The 22,111-nt window shown below is 59.5% G+C and carries 23 protein-coding genes; 3 read left to right on the top strand and 20 right to left on the bottom strand.

Features of this window, described 5'->3' with window-relative positions:
• Positions 1 to 2: 2 nt before the first annotated feature.
• The 4 genes from ABIE13_RS12705 to ABIE13_RS12690 are packed head-to-tail and all read right to left on the bottom strand — an operon-like array spanning position 3 to position 3,405.
• Positions 3 to 1,010, bottom strand: a complete 1,008-nt coding sequence (locus tag ABIE13_RS12705) for a Bug family tripartite tricarboxylate transporter substrate binding protein (protein ID WP_354443927.1) — start codon at positions 1,008 to 1,010, stop codon at positions 3 to 5.
• 12 nt (positions 1,011 to 1,022) lie between these two features.
• Entirely contained in the window at positions 1,023 to 2,201 is a 1,179-nt protein-coding gene (locus ABIE13_RS12700) for a 4-hydroxybenzoate 3-monooxygenase (protein ID WP_354443925.1), read from the bottom strand.
• Positions 2,201 to 3,043 (bottom strand): class III extradiol dioxygenase family protein, encoded by an 843-nt coding sequence (locus ABIE13_RS12695; protein WP_354443923.1) that lies wholly within the window; start codon positions 3,041 to 3,043, stop codon positions 2,201 to 2,203. The genes ABIE13_RS12700 and ABIE13_RS12695 overlap by 1 nt, the downstream gene beginning before the upstream one ends.
• Entirely contained in the window at positions 3,043 to 3,405 is a 363-nt protein-coding gene (locus ABIE13_RS12690; RefSeq protein ID WP_354443921.1) for a hypothetical protein, read from the bottom strand. Before ABIE13_RS12690 ends, ABIE13_RS12695 begins: the two co-directional genes overlap by 1 nt.
• 139 nt (positions 3,406 to 3,544) lie before the next feature.
• On the opposite strand from ABIE13_RS12690, the gene ABIE13_RS12685 reads away from it, so the two are divergent.
• Complete coding sequence (locus ABIE13_RS12685) at positions 3,545 to 4,096, top strand: MarR family winged helix-turn-helix transcriptional regulator (RefSeq protein WP_354443919.1); 552 nt, start codon at positions 3,545 to 3,547, stop codon at positions 4,094 to 4,096.
• A 65-nt stretch (positions 4,097 to 4,161) separates the two neighbouring features.
• On the opposite strand, the gene ABIE13_RS12680 is transcribed toward ABIE13_RS12685, so the two are convergent.
• Genes ABIE13_RS12680 through ABIE13_RS12620 form a run of 13 tightly spaced genes read right to left on the bottom strand, consistent with a single transcriptional unit; the run spans position 4,162 to position 16,565 of the window.
• Positions 4,162 to 5,331, bottom strand: coding sequence for an alpha-hydroxy acid oxidase (locus ABIE13_RS12680; RefSeq protein ID WP_354443917.1), 1,170 nt, complete (start codon positions 5,329 to 5,331; stop codon positions 4,162 to 4,164).
• Between the two features lie 11 nt (positions 5,332 to 5,342).
• Positions 5,343 to 6,236 (bottom strand): tripartite tricarboxylate transporter substrate binding protein, encoded by an 894-nt coding sequence (locus ABIE13_RS12675; RefSeq protein WP_354443915.1) that lies wholly within the window; start codon positions 6,234 to 6,236, stop codon positions 5,343 to 5,345.
• Between the two features lie 2 nt (positions 6,237 to 6,238).
• Positions 6,239 to 6,994, bottom strand: coding sequence for a dienelactone hydrolase family protein (locus ABIE13_RS12670; RefSeq protein WP_354443914.1), 756 nt, complete (start codon positions 6,992 to 6,994; stop codon positions 6,239 to 6,241).
• Complete coding sequence (locus ABIE13_RS12665) at positions 6,991 to 7,980, bottom strand: L-dopachrome tautomerase-related protein (RefSeq protein ID WP_354443912.1); 990 nt, start codon at positions 7,978 to 7,980, stop codon at positions 6,991 to 6,993. The genes ABIE13_RS12670 and ABIE13_RS12665 overlap by 4 nt, the downstream gene beginning before the upstream one ends.
• Positions 7,977 to 8,948, bottom strand: coding sequence for a Bug family tripartite tricarboxylate transporter substrate binding protein (locus tag ABIE13_RS12660; protein WP_354443910.1), 972 nt, complete (start codon positions 8,946 to 8,948; stop codon positions 7,977 to 7,979). Before ABIE13_RS12660 ends, ABIE13_RS12665 begins: the two co-directional genes overlap by 4 nt.
• A 48-nt stretch (positions 8,949 to 8,996) precedes the next feature.
• Positions 8,997 to 9,947 (bottom strand): PDR/VanB family oxidoreductase, encoded by a 951-nt coding sequence (locus tag ABIE13_RS12655; RefSeq protein ID WP_354443908.1) that lies wholly within the window; start codon positions 9,945 to 9,947, stop codon positions 8,997 to 8,999.
• A 7-nt stretch (positions 9,948 to 9,954) separates the two neighbouring features.
• Positions 9,955 to 11,022 carry an aromatic ring-hydroxylating dioxygenase subunit alpha gene (locus tag ABIE13_RS12650; protein ID WP_354443906.1) on the bottom strand — a complete coding sequence of 356 codons (1,068 nt, stop codon included), beginning with the start codon at positions 11,020 to 11,022 and terminating at the stop codon, positions 9,955 to 9,957.
• 4 nt (positions 11,023 to 11,026) lie between these two features.
• Entirely contained in the window at positions 11,027 to 12,001 is a 975-nt protein-coding gene (locus ABIE13_RS12645; protein ID WP_354443904.1) for a Bug family tripartite tricarboxylate transporter substrate binding protein, read from the bottom strand.
• A gap of 33 nt (positions 12,002 to 12,034) precedes the next feature.
• Positions 12,035 to 12,187: a hypothetical protein gene (locus ABIE13_RS12640; RefSeq protein WP_354443902.1), complete on the bottom strand. Its 153-nt coding sequence runs from the start codon at positions 12,185 to 12,187 to the stop codon at positions 12,035 to 12,037.
• Between the two features lie 6 nt (positions 12,188 to 12,193).
• Positions 12,194 to 13,750 carry a bifunctional 3-(3-hydroxy-phenyl)propionate/3-hydroxycinnamic acid hydroxylase gene (locus tag ABIE13_RS12635; RefSeq protein ID WP_354443900.1) on the bottom strand — a complete coding sequence of 519 codons (1,557 nt, stop codon included), beginning with the start codon at positions 13,748 to 13,750 and terminating at the stop codon, positions 12,194 to 12,196.
• Positions 13,747 to 14,613 (bottom strand): fumarylacetoacetate hydrolase family protein, encoded by an 867-nt coding sequence (locus tag ABIE13_RS12630; RefSeq protein ID WP_354443898.1) that lies wholly within the window; start codon positions 14,611 to 14,613, stop codon positions 13,747 to 13,749. The genes ABIE13_RS12635 and ABIE13_RS12630 overlap by 4 nt, the downstream gene beginning before the upstream one ends.
• Positions 14,614 to 14,628: 15 nt before the next feature.
• Positions 14,629 to 15,528: a VOC family protein gene (locus ABIE13_RS12625; RefSeq protein WP_354443896.1), complete on the bottom strand. Its 900-nt coding sequence runs from the start codon at positions 15,526 to 15,528 to the stop codon at positions 14,629 to 14,631.
• Positions 15,525 to 16,565, bottom strand: coding sequence for an amidohydrolase family protein (locus ABIE13_RS12620; protein WP_354443894.1), 1,041 nt, complete (start codon positions 16,563 to 16,565; stop codon positions 15,525 to 15,527). The genes ABIE13_RS12625 and ABIE13_RS12620 overlap by 4 nt, the downstream gene beginning before the upstream one ends.
• Before the next feature lie 78 nt (positions 16,566 to 16,643).
• On the opposite strand from ABIE13_RS12620, the gene ABIE13_RS12615 reads away from it, so the two are divergent.
• Positions 16,644 to 17,570 carry a LysR family transcriptional regulator gene (locus tag ABIE13_RS12615; protein ID WP_354443892.1) on the top strand — a complete coding sequence of 309 codons (927 nt, stop codon included), beginning with the start codon at positions 16,644 to 16,646 and terminating at the stop codon, positions 17,568 to 17,570.
• Positions 17,571 to 17,684: 114 nt separating this feature from the next.
• Here the strand turns inward: ABIE13_RS12615 and ABIE13_RS12610 are convergent, their stop codons facing one another.
• Together ABIE13_RS12610 and ABIE13_RS12605 are read right to left on the bottom strand one after the other, a co-directional pair.
• Positions 17,685 to 18,875, bottom strand: coding sequence for a CaiB/BaiF CoA transferase family protein (locus ABIE13_RS12610; RefSeq protein ID WP_354443890.1), 1,191 nt, complete (start codon positions 18,873 to 18,875; stop codon positions 17,685 to 17,687).
• A 2-nt stretch (positions 18,876 to 18,877) separates the two neighbouring features.
• On the bottom strand, positions 18,878 to 19,897 hold the full coding sequence (locus ABIE13_RS12605; protein ID WP_354443888.1) for a Bug family tripartite tricarboxylate transporter substrate binding protein: 1,020 nt from the start codon (positions 19,895 to 19,897) through the stop codon (positions 18,878 to 18,880).
• Positions 19,898 to 20,009: 112 nt separating this feature from the next.
• Between ABIE13_RS12605 and ABIE13_RS12600 the strand changes: the two genes are divergently transcribed.
• Entirely contained in the window at positions 20,010 to 20,954 is a 945-nt protein-coding gene (locus ABIE13_RS12600; RefSeq protein ID WP_354443886.1) for a LysR family transcriptional regulator, read from the top strand.
• A 288-nt stretch (positions 20,955 to 21,242) separates the two neighbouring features.
• Here ABIE13_RS12600 and ABIE13_RS12595 read toward each other — a convergent pair whose 3' ends face one another.
• Complete coding sequence (locus ABIE13_RS12595) at positions 21,243 to 22,031, bottom strand: IclR family transcriptional regulator (protein WP_354443885.1); 789 nt, start codon at positions 22,029 to 22,031, stop codon at positions 21,243 to 21,245.
• Positions 22,032 to 22,111 lie beyond the last annotated feature (80 nt).

Genomic DNA, 22,111 nt, shown 5'->3' with positions numbered 1-22,111 from the left:
CGTCAGTCCGCCTTGATGTTCCGCTCCTTAATGATCGCGGCATAGCGCTTGCTGTCGTCGTTCATCACAGCGGCGAACTGATGCACTGTCAGAGGTGTGGCCTCGGCCCCTATCGTTTCAATCTGAGTTTTTACCGCTGGCGTCCCCAAGATGCGGTTGATCTCGCGGTTGAGACGCTCAATCACGGTAGCAGGCGTGCCCGCAGGTGCATAGAAACCGTGCGTCTGGCCGGCATCAAAGCCTTTAAGGCCGACTTCATCCAACGTGGGCACGTTGGGGAACGCCGCAGAACGCTGCATGCCGGCCACTGCCAACAGGCGCAACTTGTCAGCACGCACGTGATTGAGGCCTATTCCAGGATCGAAGAAAAAGTCAACCTGACCAGCCAGAAGATCTTGCAGCGCGGGGGCTGAGCCCCGGTAGGGCACGTGCAGCGCAAACACACCTGCCCTGCTCTTGAGCATCTCGCCCGCCAGATGCAGCCCTGTGGCATTGCCTGCGGACGCGTAGCTCAGCTTGCCCGGGTTGGCCTTGAGGTAGGCGAGGAACTCCTTGACGTCCTTTACCGGCAGACTGGCTCTTGCTTCCAGAAACAGCACGATTCGCGCCACTGCGGCCACCGGGGTGAGGTCCTTCGCAGTGTCGTAGGGAATCGAGTTATAGATAAACGGGTTGGTGGTGATGACACTGCCCGCCGTCATCAGCAGCGTGTACCCGTCTGCCGGGGCCTTGGCCACGATTTCGGCGCCAATCATGCCGCTGGCGCCAGCGCGGTTTTCAACAATGACGGGCTGTCCCAGAGCCTGCTGCAGCGGTTGCGAGATCGACCGCGCCAGCACATCAGGTGAACTGCCCGGCGGGAAATTGACGATTACGCGTACCGGCTTGGAAGGCCAGGCACCCGCCTGGGCCAGCGCAGTGATGGGCATCGCCGCTGCTAGCATGGCAGCAGCGGCGCTTGCCAGCAAAGTTCGGCGCAGCGAAGAAGCAAAGGTGTTCAAGTGTGGCATGAGAAAGCTCCTTCAGGCGTCGATCGGAAGACCAGTGAAATTCTCGGAAAATTGCAGGCGGCCGGCATGAGTTCCCGTCATGTACTCCAGATCGGCGCGTTGCAGGCGCTTGATGAATGAGCTGTCGCCGTCGAAGCTGTGCACCATGGTGCACAGGCCTGCAGAGAATCGCTGCACCAGCCACATGCGCTTCAGACACGTCCTCGAATAGCTCTCCAGCAGGTCGTCGGCGCTGCGCCTGTAGTGCTGTTCAAGCGCGCGCGCCAGCACCTTTACGTCGGCCATCGCCGAGTTCAAGCCCTTGGCACCCGTGGGCGGCACGATGTGCGCCGCGTCCCCGGCCAGGAACAGGCGACCGTGTTGCATGGGTTCGAAGAGAAAGCTTCGCATGGCCGTCACGCCTTTCTGCGTGATACGGCCTTCGTTGATCGGCGGCAGACCGGGTACATCAAGCCGTTTGTGCAGCTCCGACCAGATGCGGTCGTCGGACCAGTTGTCCGGGTTTTCATCGGGTGCGCACTGCAGGTACAGGCGCGTGATCGACTTGGTGCGAATGCTCATCATCGCAAACCCGTCTTCGTGGCAACCCCAGGTTACTTCGTTCGTCGCGGGTGCAGCGTCTGCCAGAATGCCAAGCCAGCCGAAGGGGTAGATGCGCTCGTGCACCAGGCTTCCGTTCGCCGGAATGGCGTGTCGGCTGATACCACGGAAGCCGTCGCAACCGACCACGAAGTCGCAGTGCAGTTCGCCGGGTACTCCGTCCTTTTCGTAACGTACAACCGGGCGCGGTCCGTCTATGCCATCTATAGCGGTCACAGGGGTTTCGAAGAGCATCTGCGCGTCGGTCGCGGTGCGCGCAGCCATCAAGTCCTTCACCACCTCATGCTGCGGGTAGACCCAAGCGCTGCGCCCTTGCGTGGCTTCGTGGAAGTTGATGGGGTGCGACTCCCCGCCAAAGCGGAAATCGATGCTGTGCTGCTCCAGCCCAAACTGTCCAATGCGCTCTCCCAAGCCGAGCGAGCGCATCATCTCCACAGTTCCCTGCTCTAGCACCCCTGCACGCAGGCGGCTTTGCACATGCTCTTGCGCAGAACGCTCGATGATCACGGATTCGATGCCTTCGAGGTGCAGCATGTGCGAGAGCATCAGTCCCGACGGACCTGCGCCAATGATGCCGACTTGTGTGCGCATCAAATGGTCTCCTCTAGCGTGATCAGGCCCATGCCCGTGGTCATGGGCGCGTAGTAGTTGCGGTGCATCTGCTTCAAGTTATTTGAGAGTGCGCCACGCATCACCAGCCACATGATCAGCTCTATGCCCTCTACGCCAAACCTCTCCATCAGCGTCTGATGCGTGAGCCCCGTCAGGCTCTCGGGGTCATGCTCGATGCGGTCGAGGAAATCCAGGTCGTTGTCACGCTGCATGTCACCAAAGTGCTTGCCGGTAAGCTGGTGCGACATGCCGCCGGTGCCTATGATGGCCACGCGCAAATCGCGCTCGTAGCTTTCCACTGCACGACGGATGGACTGCCCTAGGTGGAAGCAGCGGCGCGCGGTAGGCAGCGGGTGCTGCAGCACGTTGACGGCAATCGGCACCGAGGCCACAGGCCAGGTGTCCGTGTGGTCAAAGCACAGGTGCATGGGCACCAGAAATCCGTGCTCCACGGCCATCTTCTGGCACACCGTGATGTCAAACTCGTCGTACACCAAGGAGCGGCAAAGGTGCTGAGAAAACGCCAAGTCGCCCGGAATAGCAGGCAGCGGCCGCGTGCCGAAACCTTCGTCTGCAATGGCGTACTGGTCGGCGCACCCCACGGCAAAGGTGGGGTACTTGTCGAAGAAGAAATCGGCGCCATGGTCGTTATAGACCATGATGGCCACGTCAGGCTTGATCTCCTGGAGCCATTGCCGAACCGGAACGTAGGCGTCAAACAATGGCTTCCAGGCTGGCTCCTGGGTACGGCCGCGGTCGTAGGCGCCGCCAATGGACGGAACGTGGGAGGTGCCGATGCCGGCGATGATCTTTCCGCCCATCACACCGCTCCACTGTCGTTGCGGGTGGCCAGAAACTGCTCGTGTGTTTCCCCACGCATGGAAGCACCCATCCTATAAAGCCCGTTGCCCGTGACCACGCCCAACTTGATCAGAAAGTAGATGTTGCCTCCGGCGGCGAGCAAGCCGGCGAAGTCGCGCGCACGAACCAGATCCTTCTCGGCCTCCGTTAGCTCGAAACGCGCCATGAAGGCCTCTTCATCGGCCTTGCAGGCTTCGCGGTTGACGGGGTCAGAGAGCGCGTTGCACATCGTATTGATGCGAAGGCCGCGCCAGGACATGTTGAGGTCAAACACCTCGGAGTCGGAGATTTTCAAGCCCTGTGGGGGCAGTTGTTGCGTCATTCAAAGGCTCCAGAGTAGGTCGCTGAAACCAGTCTAGGATTGAATGCGGTAATTCTTCTATACAACTAACTCGGGCCCCTTGCCAAGAAAGTTGGGGCCGTTCACACTGCGTTGGCTACCTTCCTTGATCATCCGAACCATGTCCTTTGCCCAACCCGCCACCGTCGATGACCTGCTGAACTACCGGCTTAACCGCCTGTTGGCCAGCAGTGGGGCTCTGGTAACGCGTATCTGCGAGGGTCGCTACGGCATCACCAGGCGTGAGTGGCGCTTGATCTGCATCCTGGCGGACCACGGGGCCATGTCGCCTTCTCAACTGGCAGAACGGTCACACCTGGAACGCCCGCGCGTGTCACGGCACGTTTCCGATCTGGTAACCAAGAAGCTATTCGAGCGGGTGGTCGATCCGGATGATCGTCGCCGCGCCTGGGTCAACATCACGCCACGCGGTCGGACTTTGCACGCAGAGTTCTTTCCTCAATCGGTTCACCTCAACAACCTCGTGCTGTCCACACTGAACGAAGTTGAGCTGAGAGCTTTCGACATGGCCATGACAAAGCTTACCGATGCTGCGGATGCGCTGGTCAAGTCCCATCCACTGCCTGAAAGGGCGGATCGCCGGCACGGTGGTCGCCGTCGCGGCTCCGTGGGTAAATTCACGGAGGTGCCACACCTGGGCGATCGGCGTTGACCGGCGTGGCCAGGCCTGAGCGACGCCGGTCACCGCGGCTCAATGCACATTGCCTGGACGCTCAGTCAGAAGTCGCTGGCGGACGCATCTCGCCACAAGAGCGAAGGGTCTCGCGGGAACATGCACAAAGCCGAAATATCCGACTTACCCGAGAGCTGCATGGCACCGACAAGTTCATCTCTGATAATCTGGAGCGACTTCGCCGCACCTGCTTGGCCGCTCGCGCACACCCCGTAGAGTACGTCGCGTCCGAGAAGAACTGCGTCGGCGCCACGGCACAGCGCCTTCAGTACGTCGCGTCCTCGGCGCACTCCGCCGTCCAGAAAGACTGTCACCCGGCCGCTCGCCACCTGCGCAATCTCGGGCAGAGCATCCATTGTGGCTATGCATCCATCGAGCTGCCTGCCTCCGTGGTTGGAAACGACGATTGCGTCTACGCCGATGCCTATTGCGGTCTGCGCGTCTTCGCCGCAAAGGATGCCCTTGACAATTAGCTTCCCCGGCCATGCCTCGCGCAGTGTCCTCAATGCATCCCAATCAAAGCTCGGGTCAAACCCCGCGCCGATCGAAGAGCCTGCCTGAGAGACAGCCGACGCCTGAAGCGCCTCGGGCAAACGAGGGGTCCCGTGGCGCAGCATCTGAAGACACCAGCCGGGACGGGCTGCAAACTGGGGCAGGTGCCGAACCCGCATCCGAAACGGAATGGTCAGGGCATTGTGCAGATCCCGTTCTCTCTTGCCGCCTCGGGGTAAATCCGCCGTGATCATCAGCGCCTCGTACCCTGCCCGGCGCGCCCGTTCGACCAGTTGGAGCGTCCGCTCCCTCGGTTGCAGCAGATGCGCCTGGAACCACAAGCGACCACCGACCTCGCGGGCCATGCGCTCGATAGACACGGACGCCATGGTCGACAACGTGTACGGGACGCCCGCTGCCGCAGCTGCTTTCGCAAGTGCAATGTCACCGTCCGGCCATCCATACGCAATCGCACCCATGGGTGCGATTGCGACTGGCATCGTCGCTGCCGCTCCAATCAGATTCGCCCCAATACGAATATTCGACACGTCCACGAAAGCGCGCGGCACGAGACGCACTTGCTCGAAAGCTCGTCTGTTCGCACATAGCGTTTCTTCATCCTCGGCGCCACCCTCGAAGAAATCGAGAACGGGCCGAGGCAAGCGCCTGACACATGCGCGTTGCAGCTCTTTTATCGACCAGGCGCTCTGGACAGCATGCATGCTGGACATACTCAGCGAGCTGCCCGGGAAGAAAGCATGCGGATGAGATGACCGAACACGGCGTCGTCCTGCGCCATGTAGTCTTTGAAGTCATCGCCGAACCGCCAGTCGAGATTGAACGCAGAAGCGGCGGCTTCTCGCTGAAATTCTTCATCCTGAGCCACTTTTCGCAGCGCAGACACATATCGGTCACGCAACGCGGCCGATAGCCCCTTAGGCGCCACTAACCCTCTCCAGTGCGCGACCGACCAGTCGACCCCAATCGCCTGAAGAACGGTTGGCACATCAGGGAAGACCGCATGGCGAGCCCGATCCATATTGGCCAAAGGGCGCGCTGTCTTCGCTCGCAAGAATTCGCGTGCGTCTGTGAGCGTGATGGGCGCCACGTCCGCCTCACCCGCAATCACCTTCGCCATGCCCTGCTCCCCACTGAGAGTCTCAGTCCACTCAAGCCGAGAAGCGTCTTGGCCAGCCGCATCCAATAGACCGGCCAGCGCGAACTTCCAAACGCTGAATTCCGGACCACCTGATCCGCGCAATGAACCTCTGGCGAAATCATCTATCAGCTCCTGAAGATTTTGCCAAGGTGCATCGTGCCGCACCAGGATGGCTGCAGCCTCGACGAAAGGCACGGCCAGCGGCGTGTAATCCGCAGGTGTTAGCTCGGTGAGCCCTTTCGTCCAGTGCATCATGCCAATCTCGCCACTTATCTGGCCGATAGTGCGCCCGTCAGGGAGTGCGTTAGCAATAGCTTCGTGGCCAGCAACGGCCCCAGTGCGGTTAACCACCTCCACCGTCTCTCCGAGGTACTGCGCGAGATAACGACCTACCAGACGCGCTCGCTGGTCGCTGCCGCCGCCGGCCACGTAGGGCACGATGAGCTGGATGGGTTGTGCAAGGACCACGACTACACCCCCGGTTCGCTGCGCGCCGCGATCGCTTCGTCTATGAACGCGTTCAGTAGAGCGTAGCTTTGCTGTGAGGCGCGTTCGTTGTAGCGCGCGACGTCCGGCACGTTGATGCCGGGGTCAGTAAAGGCGTGCAGCTGCCCTCCCATCACGACGAGCCGCCAGTGCGCATTTGCTCCATCCATTTCCCTCTTGAAGCCACCGAGCTGCTCGCCAGGCACGAGAGGATCCTTGGAGGCGTGGATGGCTAGCATGTCGGCCTTCAGGAGGCCGGACTGCGCAGGTTCTGTCGTCTGCAGTTCGCCGTGGATCGAAACGGCGGCACAGAGATCGGCACCGGCGCGAGCCAGTTCGAGCACATTGCGTCCACCCAGGCAGAAGCCGACGGCGGCAACATGCTCACCTAAGAGCTGGTTTTCTCTTCCGGCTGAAATGAAAGCTTCCAGGCCAGCCCGCATCAGGCGGCGCGTGAACCCGGGGTCAGCCTTGAACATGGCCGCGCCCGCCTCTGCCTCAGGAAACCCCGTGGGCTGATGGCCGTCGCCGTGCATGTCGACAACAAAGACCACATAGCGGTCGCCAGCCAACATGCGCGCACGCTCGACTGCCTCCTGCGTCACGCCGAAGAAATTGGGGGCCATCAGCAAGCCGGGCTTGAGGGATGCGCCGCTGCCACCCCTCACCATCTGGCCCGAGTATCCCTTGCCATCCAGGTTGTACGCGACGCGACGCGCATCTTTGAATTCGACTGTCATGCAATCACCATCTTGAAAATTTCGTAAGGACGACCTATTAGGTGCGCGTAGGAGTTGGGGAAATAGAAAGCGCCATCGCGCACGCCACTGCCCTCATTCGGGAAACTAATCCGCTCATCGCTCAACAGGGTCTCCAGGTCACCTTGGACATTGAGGCGAAGAATCGAACCGTCTGTGGCGGCACATAGAATCAAGCCCCCCTTTCCGTCTCGATGCATTCCGGCGCAGGCCGGCACGGTGGCAACGTCCTCGACACGTGCAGCGACATCCTTGCTGCTGAACGCCGGATCACGGAGAACCGCTACCGGAACGCGCCTCAGGGTGGGCCCGAACAATGGCATGAAGTAAAGCCATTCCCCATCGTCCGAGAGCTCCAGATGCGACAGATGCAGAACGGGAACACGACCCTGAGGATCGAGCACTGGCTTCCCGTGGATGACTGGCCGCGCCTCAGGGTCGGCCCGCGAACAAGGCTCCCCTTCCAGGAGACGACGGCCGCGCCCGGTGATTCTGTCCACGACAACTAGCGCCCCGTACGCAGAGTCGGTCACATACAGGTGCGTCGCATCGACGCGAACATGACTCAGAATCGAACCCTCCGGCGCGAGATCCGGACCGAAGAGATAGATGCGCACAATGCTGCCGTTTGTTACGTCGACCTGTACGACCTTCGGTGCGCCCGGCACGATGTCCGAGTGAAAGGGGGCTCCATCATCGAGAACCCACATCTGATCCGATTCGTCTATGTAGAGACCGTGGACGCACACGAAGGCCTCCTGCGGAGCTTGCCCAGGAACCCATTCGTTCCAGGCTCCTCCCGGAAAGGGTTGCCAAGTGCCGTCCGGCAGGAACTCCGCAACGCAGGGGGTGCCGCCTGGCTTCCAGCGTGGACTGCCACCGAATAGCCGACCATTGCTTGTCACCGCAGCGTTGGTCACCATGAATCCGGGAGAAGTGGCGACCACCTCGAGAGCGCCGCTACTCATTTGTTCCCCGCAGCGCGCTTGATCTCTTCGACCAGTGCTCCGCCTCGCTCGTAGTCCTGGCGCACGAAGCTGGCGAACTCGGCAGGGTTTGCAGTCACAGCCGACTCCATGAAGCGCTCCTCAACGTACTGGCGCACTTTCGCGTCAGCAAGTGACCGACTCAGCTCGGTGTTCACTCGGTTCACGATTTCCTCGGGAGTGCCAGCGGGCGCAAACATGCCCCACCATGCCTTGATCTTGAAGGGCTTGATACCCGCTTCTCCGAACGTGGGTACATTCGGGAACTCCTTGAGACGGCTGCCGGCATTTACCGCCAACATACGAATCTTCCCGGCCTTGACGTGCTCTGCGAAGTTACCTGCGCCCGCGTACCCAATATTCACTTGATCTGACAGCAGAGCGGTCACGACCTCGCCACCTCCCTTGAAGGGAATGGCAATCACTTGCGCACCCCACTGTTCACTCAAACCAGCCTGAAAATAGTCGGCACCAGGCAGCTGCAACGTCGCATAGCTGAACTTCCCCGAGTTCGCCACCAGTAGCTTGCGCAGCTCCTCGACCGAGCGGGCAGCGACCGCAGGACTCACGACCAAGGCTTCGTTGATGAAGAACATCCGCGTCACTGGCTTGAAATCCTTGAACGGGTCATAAGACAGCCGCTGCATTGTGAACGGATTGAGCGAGAAGGTCGACACGTGCAGCATGCAAAGCGTGTGCCCGTCAGCGGGCGCCTGCTTGCAAGCCTCCGCAGCCACGGCACCGCCGCCGCCGGCGCGGTTTTCCACGACCACGGGTTGCCCGAGCCGCGCCGTGAGATCCTGACTCATGAATCGCGCAATGGCATCTGCAACGCTACCAGGCGTGATGGCAAGAATGATGCGAACAGGCCGGTTAGGGAAGTTTTGCGCACTCGCGACGGTGCAGGCGCCGCTAAGAAGCGCTGCTGCAAGCTTTATCCACAATTTCATGTCTTTGTCTCCTGGAGTTCTGGTTTTTTTGCGAAAGAAATGGTGCGTCTACAGGTCAAGCACCAGCGTGGGGGAAAGGGATCGCGAGCAACAAGGCGTGAAGCAATCGTTGGCGGCCTGCTCCTCAGGCATCAGGAACGAGTCGCGGTGGTCGGGGATGCCTGCGAGCACTCGGGTTACACAAGTGCCGCAGATCCCCTGTTCGCACGAAGTCTGAAGGTCGACTCCCGCGGACATCAACGCATGAGCCACCGTCTGGGCATGACCGACGCGGACCGTGCGACCCGATCGCATCAGCTGCACATCGAACGCCGTGTCACCTTCGACGGGGATGGTCTCTGTCTGAAAGAATTCGTAATGGAGGCGGTCTTCGTTCCAATCCATCCCCCGTGCAGCTTGCAGCACCGCGTCCATGAAGCCCTTGGGGCCACAGGTGTACAAGTGGGTTTCTGCGGGTTGCGCGGAAAGCACTTCACCAATGCGAAACCGCTCACCGACGGGGTCTTCGTCCACATACAGGCGGCAACGCTGGCCGAGAGCATGCAGGCGATTCATGAAGGCCGTGCGCGCATGCGAGCGGCTGCAATAATGCAACTCGAAGCTTCGGCCCGCCTCGACCAGCGACTGGGCCATGCACAGGATGGGCGTAATCCCGATACCGCCCGCCAGTAACAGACTATGTTTGCCGGAGGATGAGAGCGGGAAATGATTGCGCGGCAGCCCGATCTGAAGCGTTGAGCCTTCCTGCACTGTGTCGTGCATGCCCACAGATCCACCTCGCCCATTAGCCTCGCGCAAAACGCCGATGCGGTAGACACCGGTGTCGGCGGGACTATTCCAGAGCGAATACTGCCGTATCGCCCCCCCTGGAATATGCACGTCGATGTGCGCCCCGGGACCGAAAGCCGGCAGCTCTTGACCAGGTAGCGCCGCCACCAGCTCGAATGAGCAGATGTCTTGCGCCTCCACCTTCTTGGCCGCAACTCGGACTTGAAGCAAGTTCACTTCAACCGACCCGCACGATAGGGGCTTGCGCCACGCTTAGCGGAGCCGCCGCCCTAGCTTCCTCCGCGATCAGCAATTTGAGGACTCGGCGGGCACGCACGGGTCCGCCGTCCGAGGACAACATGACAGGGCTGAGCGAATCCAGGTCAGTCGTACCCATATTTCGCTGGACAGCCTCGATCATCGGTTTGTCCTGAGTGTCGAATGCCGTGCGCAAGGATTCAAGCCGCAGTGAGTCCATCGCCGGATCCGACGTGCCCCAGTTACGCCCTTGCGCCCAGAAATAGTGAGTCGTTGTTTCGGTGGCCGGGGTCATGAGATGGCATCCCTGGCTTTCATGAGCCTTGTCCTGAGGCTCGCCATCAGGAAGCACGCCAACCGTCAGCTTCATGATCGCACCCGGATCCCAGCGCACATTCAACCAGCGTTGCACGGTGCGCTCGCCTGCCTCATACCATTTCTGCAGTACTGGAGGCAGGACCTCGTCGCTAGTGAGGCGATTGGAAAAAACGGTATTGCCGCGCTGGATGATCTCCGTCTTTGCCTTGCGAACTGCTTCGCTACCCAGCAAGCCCGGGTGCAGGAACTCGATGTGGCCGAGATCCATGATGTTGTCGGTCATCAATTCATAGTGGCCTTCAGCGAGCGTGTAGCCTTTCACGTTCTGGAACTTGGGGTCCACCAGGAAGTCGAACTCCGGAATCGCACTCTCGTCAGCCTTTTCCGGTTCGCCCATCCAGATCCACAAAAGCTTGTAGCGTTCTGCCACAGGAAAGCTTCGTACGAGCGCCTTAGGAGGCACCATTCCATTTCCGTGCGGGTTGAAGGTGCACTTTCCGGAACAATCGAAGCGCAAGCCGTGGTATGCACATTCGATCGTATCGTCCACGAGCTTGCCCATCGACAGGGGGGCGAATCGATGCGGGCAACGATCTGCTACAGCCGCGGCGCTGCCATCCAGTTTTCGGTAGAGAACGATTCGATCGCCCAGTATCTGCCGGGCCAACAAAGCTCGTGTGATTTCGTCGGCCCACGCCGCGACGTACCAGGTGTTTTTGAGGAAGGGCATTAAATTACTCCGGAAGGATGCCGACGGCTTTGGTGACACTACCCCAGCGCTCATATTCACGCCGCAGGAATGCGCCTGTCTGGTCCACAGTGCCCGCCCCTTCAGTGATCGGGCCGATGGCCAGGAGGCGGCTGGCGATGTCCTTGTCCGTCAAAACAGCGTCGAGATCCCGGTTGGCGCGCTGCACCACCGCGGTGGGTGTGCCCGCCGGTGCCACGATGACAAGCCAACCGGCGAAATCGAAACCGGGCAACGTATCTGCGATCGATGGAACGTTCTCGAGGCCCGAGACGCGTTGGGCTGTAGTCACCCCGAGCGGGCGCAGCTTTCCACTGCGAATCATTTGGACAGCGGAGGGTAAGTCGCTCAACAGCACCTCGACTTGTCCACCCACTGTATCCGTAACGGCGGCACCCACCGACACGTACGAAACCGAGTTCACCTGGATGCCGAGCTGCGACGCTAGAAGACGGGTCATCATGCCACCGAAGGTCTTCGGTCCTTCGTTGGCGACGGCAAGTCGCCCCGGGTTTGCTTTGGCATAGGTAACGAGGTCAGCGAGCGTTTTGAACTGAGAGCCGGCATTCACGCTGAGGACGAAAGGAACCTTGCCAACCATGCCGACGGGGACGAAGTCCTTCTGGGGATCGTAGGGAAGGTTTTTGATCAGGTAGGGGTTTGTCACAAGCGCCGCGGCGGTAGCGAAGTAAAAGGTATATCCATCAGCGGGGGACCTGGCCGCAGCTTGGGCACCGATGACGTTCTGCCCTCCGGGTCGGTTCTCGACCACGATGGACTGAGACCACTTCTTCGCGAGTTGGTCGGAAATCATTCGTGCCATAGCATCGGCCCCCGAACCTGCCGGCTGCGACAGGAGCAGCTTTACGGTCTTATCCGGCCAATTCTGGCCGAAGGCTGCCGGCGCAGTAGCGGCTATCGCTAGAGCGGTTGCACAACGAGTAAAGTCACGGCGTTTCATGATGTCTCCTTGAATATTCATTAGCTCTTCGAACTATGCGCAGCACAGTGCTGCCAACAACCCTGGCTTGAAGTCAATCCCGATGACGGTGAACTGGTAGCAGTGTTGCTCGAGATTGGTGGGCGGTAATGGTTCAAAGTAGGTCGGTGCGTTCAGCGCCGCCATGCCGGCGACCACCTTCGTCAATGGGAATCAAGCGACCTCCTTCGAGTTGGTCATCCGCGTTAGCCACCCATCAACCAAATTGCTTAACTCTTCTTCAGTAGCCGCAGTGCCGAACACATAGTTATCAGGTCTCACCAGTGCCGCGACACACTCATGACGCCGGAACCAAGCGGCGGCCACCCCCTCGGTCTCGGAGTACGCAGGCGTTTGGAGCGAAATCACTGACACGTTCAGCAAACCTTGGGGCGCAGACGAAAGCTCCACGCTCGAAGCCGTCACTAGCCGCCAGCCGTTGCCTGCAAGTGCATCCATTCGTTGCGGAGCGCCCGCTTGATGAATCCACGGTTGAGGAAACAAAGTGCCGCGCGCATTCGATGTCTCCCGAGAGAGCAATCCAGTCTCCAGCTTCGGAATGATGTCCTGCCGCGGAGTGTCTTTCACGACCCCACCCCACTCAGCCAAGAGCTTTGAGTCGCGCTCTCGCGCCTTGACGGGGTCCCGTTCACAAATCACTTCACCGACGTGCTTGATGCGGCTGGTGAGTTCCCTCACATGAGCTTTGCGCTCGATGCCATAGCTATCCAGCAGATCTTCGGCCACATCGCCCTGCACGTCGCCTCGGAGCACCGAACCTAGCTTCCAGCTGAGATTGGTGACGTCACGGATTCCCTGGCACATCCCCTGGCCAAGGAAGGGAGGTTGCATATGCGCCGCATCTCCTGCCAGGAACACTCGACCCTGGCGCCACTCCGAAGCGACCAGCGCGTGAAAACGGTAACTGGACTGGCGCCACAACTCGCCGTCTTGCGGAGTTAACCAACGCGAGAGCAGTTTCCAGGTCTCCCCGGGCTTCTGGACTTCCATCGGATCTTCGTCTGGCCTGAGCGATATCTCCCACCGCCGATGGTTTTTCGGGCCGATCACCATCGTGCAGGGCCGTTCCGGTTCGCAATACTGCACACTCGTCTTGGGGAGCTTGGCCAACCCTTGTTCATTGACCAGGACATCTACCACCAGCCAAGGCTCATCGAAGTCCAGATCTTCCAGCGGCATGTTCAACTGCGTGCGCACGGGACTGGAGCCACCGTCGCATGCGACCAGGTACTTGGCGCGAACGACCTTCGACTTTCCACCTTCGTCGATTTTCAGCGTGACCCCGTCGACATCGGGATCAACATGCGTCATCTCAACACCCAGGTCGACATGAACGTTGGCCAGCTGCGAAACGCGAGCGCGCAGTACCTCCTCTACCGGAGGTTGGGTAAACACATTGGACGGCGTGAAGCCCTGCGGATAGGGCGCAGCCAGCATCGTCATTCTTTTGATCAGTTGCCCGTCGACGCCGAAATACTCGGAGTCTGTGAAGGGTTCCATGAATGGCGCCACAGCTTCAACCACCCCCAGCTGCTGGAATACACGCAGGATCTCGTGGTCCATCGCGATAGCACGCGGAATCGCGTACACCTCCTGCAGCTTCTCGCAGACGTAGACGTTCAAACCTTGCTGGCCCAGCAGTCCAGCTGCGACCGCGCCCGCCGGTCCATAGCCCACGATCGCAACGTCGTAGATCATCTCTTTGCTCATGCGGGCTCAGCAACGATCGGGTTGGACAACAGGCCCACATGGTCGATCTCGATTTCGATCGTGTCACCCGCTTTCATCCAAACCGGCGGCGTGCGTGCCTGGCCCACTCCTGCGGGCGTACCCATCACAATGACGTCTCCGGGTTCTAGCGTCAGCACATCCGCCAGTAGTGCGATAGTCTCGGCGACAGTAAAGATCATGTCGCTCGTGTTCGCGTCTTGCATTACCTGCCCGTTCAAGCGACTCTGGATACGCAGGCCGACAGCGCCGGCGGGCAGTTCATCCGCAGTAACCAGAGCGGGGCCAAAGCCGCCGGTGCGGTCGAAGTTCTTACCAATGGTCCACTGCGGGGTGCGTTTTTGATAATCTCGCACGCTCATGTCGTTGTAGCAGCTGTAGCCGAATACGTATTGCAGGGCGTCAGCTTCCTTTGTGTGGCGCGGTACAGTCTTGCCAATCACGACGGCGAGCTCGGCTTCATAGTCGAATCTGTTTGAAACTTGCGGCAGCCAACCCGCTTCGCCATGCGCGACTTGTGAAGACGCGCCACGAAAAAAGAACCAGGGGTACTCGGGTTTGTCACGACCACCTTCCTTGGCATGGTCGAAGTAGTTGAGACCAAGGCAAATGATCTTGCCTGGTTCGGGAACGAGGGGCGCGAGCTTGACGCCAGCTATAGGTTGGCGCGCAGCCTCGCCCACAATGGCAGCACGCGCCGCGGCATCCAAGTCAATGCCGGACTTCAACGCCAGGCGAATGTCTGCGGGAATATTCGGCTGCGCGTCGTTCAGGTCGACGATGTTTGCACCGTCAATGACGGCCAGGCGGGGAGCTCCGTGGCGGAGATAGGTTGTGAATTTCATGGAATCAGTTCTCAATCAGGAAGCAAAGAAGACGCGGCGCTGAGCCTCTTTGAGCGGTGCTCCGGGAGGCTGTGAAATGCCCCACTGGTCATAACGGCCCTCCGGCCATTTCCAGTCGGACGGTCCGCGTGGCACGTAGGAGTCGTCGATCTGCTCTACATCAGCTGTGTATTCGATGACGATCCCGAACGGATCGATGAAGTAGTTGAAGAGGTTGTTGCCGGGACCATGGCGGCCAGGCCCCCATTGAATGGGAAAGCCCGCATCCTTCATGCGGCCTCCCCCGCGCATCACGGACTCCATGTCTGGCATCAAGAATGCGATGTGATTGAGCGCATCGTTATCAGTGATGCCGATAGCGATGGTGTGATGATCACGGTCGCAGTTCATGAACGCCATGATTCCCGTCCGGTCCGCAAGCCGAAAGCCGAAGGCCTGCTCAATGAATGCCTGTGTTTCATCCACGGCGTGGCTGTTCAGGACCGCATGCGTCAATCGAATCGGTATGTCTTTGACCGGAGGCTGCGGTTCGTGGCGCGCATCGCCATGCACCACTTGGAAGATGCGCCCATGCGGATCGCGTACGGTGACACCGGTGCCCCCGGCGGGATTCTTCGTCAATGGCCCCACCGGCGTAACGATGCTGCCACCCGCGCGTTCGACTGCCTCTGACACCTTCACCAAGGCTTCGGCGCTGCGCGCCCGCAGCGTCACCTGTCGCACCTGCGGCACCTCGCTTCCGGCGTAGAGGGCTAGAAGATGGTCGTCGCCGCCGCTCCCCCGAAGGTAGATGGCGTTTTCCTTCCGATGGGCCACCTCCAAGTGCCAGATATTGACGTAGAACTGCTCTGCCTTCACGAGGTCAGGGACGTTCAGCGCCACACTGCGCAAGCCCTCGATCCAAGGGGAAGTCATTGCGTTGTCTCCAGTAAGCGAGCGAGAAAGCGCTCAGCGTTGTGCTTGATCAGATTCATAGTGGTACCTTTATCAAATCCTGCTTCAGTGATGCGCTCAACGGGCTTACGGTCGTGAAAATTGAACGGATAGTCAGTGCCGATCATCAGTTGAGTAGCGCCGAACGTGTCAACCAGGTGACGCAACGTCGGTGTGTCGAACACCAGCGTGTCGTAGAAGAACTTGCGAGCCTGTTCCACCGGTGCCGCCTCGATGCTCTCAGCGAGCGCGGGGAAGACTTGCCAACCCTGCTGCAGGCGGGGAAGCAGCATTGCCAATGTCCCTCCGCCGTGACTGAACGCAAGACGCAACCTGGGGTACCGCTCCATCAAATTACTCGTGATTACCGACGCGGCGGCAAGGCCTACATCGCCGGGATAAGCGAGAACCTGCTGCAACTGGGCGGGTCCAACAAGTCGCTCCATTCCGGCCGGGCGAATGGCATGGACAAAGACGGCGGCGCCCATCTCCTGGCAGGCTGCAAAGAACGGGTGGAACTTTGGATCACCGACTGGCACGCCATTGATGTTGCTTCCAATTTCAATGCCATCGAAGCCCAGCACCTTGACGCAGTATTCCAACTCACGCATGGCCAGATCGATGTTCTGCAGCGGAACGGCCCCCAAGCCGGCTATCCTTCCACCGCCGTCGTTGACCATGCCGGCGATCTGATCATTCAGGAATCGAAGCAATTGCTTTGCGGCCGCAGGCTTCATCCAGTAAGACAGGAGTTCGGGCATAGGGGACACCACTTGTAGTGCCAGTCCCATCGCTTCAAGATCGACAAGTCGCTTTCCTGTGTCCCAGCACTTATCGGACACAGTCCGGTAGACCTTGCCCGAAATCATCACGCTGCGATGGCATGCTTGTGCCGCAGCCATCGAAGGCCAGTCGGCCGGCACCTCCGCACCGATGTAGGCCGGAAAGTCTTCCGGCACGACGTGTGCGTGGGTGTCGATGCCGCAGCAGCAACCTGATGATGTTTTGATGTGTCTCAATTCGTGTCTCCGCATCGGATGTTAGGGATCGCTCCCCATGTTGTATAGACGATTTGCCGAATTAGTAAAATCCGTTTCATGGATATTCAAAGCGTCGACCTCAACCTCTTGCTCATCTTCGATGCGATGGCACGCCTTCGCAGCGTGAACAAGACCGCCGAAGCTGTTGGACTCAGCCAACCGGCAACCAGTGGGGCGCTAGGGCGTTTACGCAAGCTCTTTAACGATCCCTTGTTCGTCCGCACTGGCTCTGGGATGGAGCCAACGCCGCTTGCAACCAAGTTGGCGCCGGTAGTGCAAAGCGTGGTGCAGACGATTCAGTCCGAAATCCTTCAGCAAGCCGGGTTCAACCCCGCATTGGCTGACAGGACGTTCACGATCCTCACGCCAGACATTGGCGAGGTAGCGTTCCTTCCAGGCTTGCTGAAGCGATTGCGTCTTGAGGCGCCCGAAGTTCGATTGAGAGCGCTCGCGAAGCCTCGTTCTGCGGCAGCGGAATCACTCGAGCGTGGCGAGGCCGAGCTCGCAGTGGGCTTCTTCCCAGATTTACAAAGAGCTAACTTCTTCCAACAAGCGCTCTTCACGACTTCCTATGCATGTATCGTTTGCGCGGGAAACGACTCTGCCGGGGAACGCTTGACACTTCGCCAATACCTCATGGCGCGTCACATCGTTGTCCGACCTGATGGACGTGAGCACGAACTGGATCACTTCCTGAACACCAAGGGATGGCATCGCCACGTGACGCTCGAACTCTCACACTACATGAGCCTTGTAGCCCTATTGCCAGGGAGCGATCTGATTGCGACGGTGCCAGACGACATCGCAACCGTAGTCGGCCGTCACATAGAACTGAAGAGGATTGATCTGCCCTTCAAGATGCCCCAAATCAAGGTTCAGCAGTATTGGCATCGCCGTATGCAAAGCGACCCCGCTAACAAATGGTTTCGAAGCCTGCTATACGAAACCAACCGCCGCGCCCCGGGCGCCAAGTTGCCCGGCTGATTCATGACCCAGACCTGCTTAGCTGTTCAATGCTTCACGGAAATCACACACCGGCACAGTTGACCTGACCGCGCGGCGCTGAAGAATTCAACCGCGTTTGAAAAGCCTATCAGATCAGCCTAATCGTCCGAGTACGGTACTCGTGTGCTCGCCTAGCCTGGGAGGGCCAGACAAGGGGCCCAGGGCAGCGCCGTTCCATCGAAACCCGATGGAAGGAACATCCAGCGTGACGTCAGAACCCGAATCCTTGACCCGCGCGATGGTTCCCCTCTGCACCAAATGCTCTGTGGCCAGTAGCTCCGGTACGGTGCGAACCTTGGCTGCAGGAACATGTGCAGCTGATAAAAGTTCTTCCCATTGCAGAGCAGTCTTATCGAGCAGGCGGCGAGAAAGGACTTCCCTGAGTTCGGCCGCATGGGCCAGACGTGCCTCGTCTTCACGGAATCTCGGGTCTTCCATCAGTCCCTCAAGCTCCAGCACGCGCAAGGCTCGAACGAACTGCCCGTGCTGATTTGCAGTCATGGACAGCAAGCCTTCACGCGTGGGGAATATGCCGGACATGGGGCTGCCGCTGGCTGCCGTATTTCCATTGGCGACCGGAATCTTTCCGGCGTTGGCGTAGAGCGAGACGGTGGATGCCATGGCGACCACAGCGGCGTCCAGCATGGAGACATCAAGGAACTGCGAAGCGCCTGTACGGTCACGTTCCCGCAGGGCCGCAAGCACTGCAAAGGCACCATAGATGCCCGCGAGATAGTCGACCAGTGGTGGACCAATTCGGTTAGGCACTGACTCCGGCGAACCTGTCAGCATGGTGATGCCGGAGGCAGCCTGAATGACATGGTCATAGGCTGGCCGTTGGCTCATCTCGCCTACCTGGCCGTAACCGGACATCGCACAGTAGACGATGTTGGGCTTCACTTGGCGAACGTGCTCGTAGCCAATGCCCAGCCGATCAGAAACGCCCGGCGAAAAATTCTCCACCACCACATCCGCAGTTGTTGCAAGCGCCAGGGCGTGCTGCAAACCCTCTGCAGACTTCAGATCCAGCTCGATCGATTTCTTGCCAGCGTTCTGGGCCACAAACTGGGCCGACAGCTCTGGAATGCCGCGTACGCTATGACCTTGCCTGGCCCAATCACCTACGCCAGGTTTCTCCAGCTTGATGACCTCAGCGCCTAGCAGCGCAAGTTGATAAGTGCAGTAGGGCCCGGCCAACACTGTAGTCAGATCCAACACCCGGATGCCCTTCAGGGGCATTGGCCTCGAGTCGGTGCCCGCTTGGGCAACAGAAGCTTCTTGCATGCTCAATCCACCTTCAGGTTCATTTTTTGCACCAATGCGCCAAGCCGGTCGTAGTCCTTTCGAACGGTGGCTTCAAACTGCTTTTGCGGCCCGTCGGAGACCGTGAGTCCGTTGTCTGAAAGCTGCTTCTGAATCGCTGGGCGCGAAAGAATTTCACGCACATCGCGGTTGATCTTTTCCACGATCGCGGGCGAGGTGCCTGCTGGGGCAAAAATGCCCAGCCATGGCGTCACCGGTTCAAACCCTGGATACAGCTCTGAAAGGGTAGGCACGTCGGGCAATTGCTTGCTGCGTACCTGAGAGCCCACCGCGACAGGAATGACCTTGCCTGCCTTGACTTGCGGAAGCAGCACAGAAGAGGCTTCCTGCTGAATCTGTACCCTGCCTCCGATCAGATCCGTCAGCACGGCCGCCGCGGCCTTGTAAGGAACATGCTGCGCCACCAAGCCGCTGCGCGCTTTCAGCTGCTCCATATTCAAGTGCGGTACGGTGCCGTTGCCCGCGGTCCCGTAGTTCAGGGCAGCAGGATTGGCCTTGCCGAACTCCACCAGCTTGGCAAGTGAATCGATCTTCAACCCGGGCGTAAGCACCATGATCATGTCTGGGTAAGCCATGCTCACAACGGGAACAAAGTCCTTTCGTACGTCATAGCCGACATTGCTATACACGTGCGGGTTGATGGCCATGGCGGCCATGGCCGAGACCAGCAGCGTGTAACCATCTGGCGGTGTCTTGACTGCCACCTGTGCGCCCAGACTTCCGCCGGAGCCCGGCTTGTTTTCAATCGTGACCGGTTGGCCCCATCGAGCGGCCAGGCCGTCGCCCACAATGCGAGCCAAGGTATCGGTGACGTTGCCTGCCGCGTAGCTCACGATCATCCGGACCGGCTTGGCGGGATAGTTGGGCTCATTGGCCAGCGCAACTGAGCCTGACACTGTGATGGCTGCACCCAGCAAGACCTTGAACAAAGTGCTTCGTTTCTGCATGAACCCCTGTTCAAACTCATTGTTCTTGCCTGACATACGGTCGTCTCCTTGGTTTTAGCTTGGGTCGAAAGATGCCAAATTGTGGTGGACCATTGGTTTCCTGAATACTATGATTTGAGAATGAAGCCATTCCGAATTCGAATGAAGTATGGATACCATCGACACTGAGTCAGACAAACGTTCGCGTTCCGATCACCTTCGGCTCAAGCATTTCAAGCTGCTTGATCTGATAGCGCGCCATGGTTCACTCACCGCGGCTTCAGAGGCGCTGCGCATCAGCCAGCCCAGGGCCACCAAACTCTTGCAGGAAATGGAAATCGCGCTGCGTCAGTCTCTTGTAGACAGGAGCACCCGAGGTGGCGTGCTGACCGCAGCCGGTCAACGCGCTTTGGAACGAGGTCGAATCGCCATCCATGCGCTCCATGCATTGGACGAGCAGTTGAGCACCATGCAAGAGCGCCCTCTGGTACGCATGGGCATCCTCCGCCTGGCCGGCATCTCCATCCTTCCCGACTTGGTGCTGCAACTGGAACAGCAGAATGCGCTTCCGCGCATCCATCTTCACGAATCCTCCGTCTCTGGCTTGATGGCGGATCTGGTTTCCGGTGCCCTGGATGTGGTGATCAGCCGCCTGGAAGTGAGTGAGGAGGTGGGTTGGATGGAGCGCTTCGAAATCTCGCTCTTGCAAAACGATCCATACGAGGCGGCGTGCGCCCCTTCTTCAAAGCTGGCGAGCCGCCGGGTCGTCCGACTGGAAGACTTGATCGATCAACCGTGGATTGTGGCGCCCCGGGGAACGTACACACGGCAAGCGTTTGAAGTTGCCTTCCTGGGGCTGGGCATGCAGCCTCCCGTTCCTGTCATCGAATCACCGTCCTTTCACGCAAGCTTCGCCATCATGGCGGAGAACCCCTCCTTCGTGACCATCGCGCCTCGAAGCGCTGTGCGTTACTACGAGGCTTTGGGAAAGGTGAAGCCGGTGCGCTTGCGCGTGCCTTTTCCAGAAGATCGGATGGTACTGGCCATTCGCCGCGAAGCGCTGGGCATTCCCGCCGTACAAGCAGTCAGGCAGTCGCTGCTTGCCATGCGTTAGAACGTCCGCAGCGTAGCGAACTGTCAATGCCTGTTCTGCAAGCAACGCAAAGGGTTTCGCTCCTCCAGCATTTGGAACAATGTACGAAAACGCGGAACACCAATGTGTGAAGGCGGTTTCCTGGTCTGAGGAGGGCGCGATTCCAGTCAGCCTGAATTGATGTGAGGACGGATGTGCTCTGGGTTGCCATTTTGTACATACTGATCTCTATAGCCATCGGAGTATGGCTCTGCAAGTCGACAACGACGAGACACTTCGTCGTCCCGGGACTCGGGATTCTGCCCACGTTCAGGTGGCTGTTTCATTGAGACTGTGCGTAATGAGGTCTGTGGTACGGCGCAGGGTGGCGCCGGTCTCCTTGATCGCCTTGCCGGTGATCGATGGACTGAGTCCCATTGCCGCTACAGCAAAGAGCACGCGACCCTCGCTGTCGAAGATTGGCGCCGCCACCCCATTCGATCCTCTCTGGGGAAGGTCGACCAGGGTCACGAAGCCGGCCTTCCTGGTTGCGCGCAACTGCGCGCGGTACATGGCCGGAGAGGGTGCTGGAAGACCTGCGAAGGGGTGAAGCCCGAGGGATTCGATCAATGCATCGCATTCTTCCTCAGGCAAGTAAGCCATGAAGCAGCGGCCGCTCAATCCCTCGGTGATGCGGAAGCGCGTGCCTACTGCGATGTCGACGCGCACGTCGCCCGGTGGTTCCTCGCGGTCTACCACGAGCAGATGTTCGTGGCTCGCGCGCGCCGCGACAAACACTGTGAGACCAGTCTCGCGGGCATAGGTCGAAAGGTGTGATCGTGCCTTGTGCACCGAGGTGAAGTCGCGACTCACTGATCCGCCGAGCTCGAGTAGCGCCAGTCCGAGACTGTAGGTCTTGGTGCGCTCGTCGAACGCGATGAAATTATGGTGCTGGAGCGTCTTGAGGATCGCGTAGCAAGTGCTCGGTCCGACACCGAGTGCATGTGCCACGTCGGTGACCGTGACCTTCTTGTTACGTTGGAGATAGCGGAGTATCTGAATCGACCGATTCACGGCTGGGACCATGTAGGGCGTGTCGATCGAAGGCGTTTTTGGCATGGTGGGTCTAGGCACTCACCCCCTTGTGGGGTACTTGCTGGTCTGATAGAGTGAATATTGTATATAGAATCTTATTCTGT

The sequence above is a fragment of the Ottowia thiooxydans genome, from assembly GCF_040548795.1.
Taxonomy (GTDB): Bacteria; Pseudomonadota; Gammaproteobacteria; order Burkholderiales; family Burkholderiaceae_C; genus Ottowia; species Ottowia thiooxydans_A.
This window is presented reverse-complemented; position numbering and strand designations above follow the sequence as displayed.

What these genes read in the sequence shown, in the direction of transcription:
- ABIE13_RS12650 (WP_354443906.1), bottom strand. Translation starts at nt 11,022, where the DNA reads ATGCCCTTCCTCAAAAACACCTGGTACGTCGCGGCGTGGGCCGACGAA.
- ABIE13_RS12680 (WP_354443917.1), bottom strand. Translation starts at nt 5,331, where the DNA reads ATGCATGCTGTCCAGAGCGCCTGGTCGATAAAAGAGCTGCAACGCGCA.
- ABIE13_RS12630 (WP_354443898.1), bottom strand. Translation starts at nt 14,613, where the DNA reads ATGAAATTCACAACCTATCTCCGCCACGGAGCTCCCCGCCTGGCCGTC.
- ABIE13_RS12685 (WP_354443919.1), top strand. Translation starts at nt 3,545, where the DNA reads ATGTCCTTTGCCCAACCCGCCACCGTCGATGACCTGCTGAACTACCGG.
- ABIE13_RS12700 (WP_354443925.1), bottom strand. Translation starts at nt 2,201, where the DNA reads ATGCGCACACAAGTCGGCATCATTGGCGCAGGTCCGTCGGGACTGATG.
- ABIE13_RS12705 (WP_354443927.1), bottom strand. Translation starts at nt 1,010, where the DNA reads ATGCCACACTTGAACACCTTTGCTTCTTCGCTGCGCCGAACTTTGCTG.
- ABIE13_RS12690 (WP_354443921.1), bottom strand. Translation starts at nt 3,405, where the DNA reads ATGACGCAACAACTGCCCCCACAGGGCTTGAAAATCTCCGACTCCGAG.
- ABIE13_RS12645 (WP_354443904.1), bottom strand. Translation starts at nt 12,001, where the DNA reads ATGAAACGCCGTGACTTTACTCGTTGTGCAACCGCTCTAGCGATAGCC.
- ABIE13_RS12695 (WP_354443923.1), bottom strand. Translation starts at nt 3,043, where the DNA reads ATGGGCGGAAAGATCATCGCCGGCATCGGCACCTCCCACGTTCCGTCC.
- ABIE13_RS12670 (WP_354443914.1), bottom strand. Translation starts at nt 6,994, where the DNA reads ATGACAGTCGAATTCAAAGATGCGCGTCGCGTCGCGTACAACCTGGAT.
- ABIE13_RS12660 (WP_354443910.1), bottom strand. Translation starts at nt 8,948, where the DNA reads ATGAAATTGTGGATAAAGCTTGCAGCAGCGCTTCTTAGCGGCGCCTGC.
- ABIE13_RS12615 (WP_354443892.1), top strand. Translation starts at nt 16,644, where the DNA reads ATGGATATTCAAAGCGTCGACCTCAACCTCTTGCTCATCTTCGATGCG.
- ABIE13_RS12665 (WP_354443912.1), bottom strand. Translation starts at nt 7,980, where the DNA reads ATGAGTAGCGGCGCTCTCGAGGTGGTCGCCACTTCTCCCGGATTCATG.
- ABIE13_RS12625 (WP_354443896.1), bottom strand. Translation starts at nt 15,528, where the DNA reads ATGACTTCCCCTTGGATCGAGGGCTTGCGCAGTGTGGCGCTGAACGTC.
- ABIE13_RS12600 (WP_354443886.1), top strand. Translation starts at nt 20,010, where the DNA reads ATGGATACCATCGACACTGAGTCAGACAAACGTTCGCGTTCCGATCAC.
- ABIE13_RS12635 (WP_354443900.1), bottom strand. Translation starts at nt 13,750, where the DNA reads ATGAGCAAAGAGATGATCTACGACGTTGCGATCGTGGGCTATGGACCG.
- ABIE13_RS12595 (WP_354443885.1), bottom strand. Translation starts at nt 22,031, where the DNA reads ATGCCAAAAACGCCTTCGATCGACACGCCCTACATGGTCCCAGCCGTG.
- ABIE13_RS12605 (WP_354443888.1), bottom strand. Translation starts at nt 19,897, where the DNA reads ATGTCAGGCAAGAACAATGAGTTTGAACAGGGGTTCATGCAGAAACGA.
- ABIE13_RS12610 (WP_354443890.1), bottom strand. Translation starts at nt 18,875, where the DNA reads ATGCAAGAAGCTTCTGTTGCCCAAGCGGGCACCGACTCGAGGCCAATG.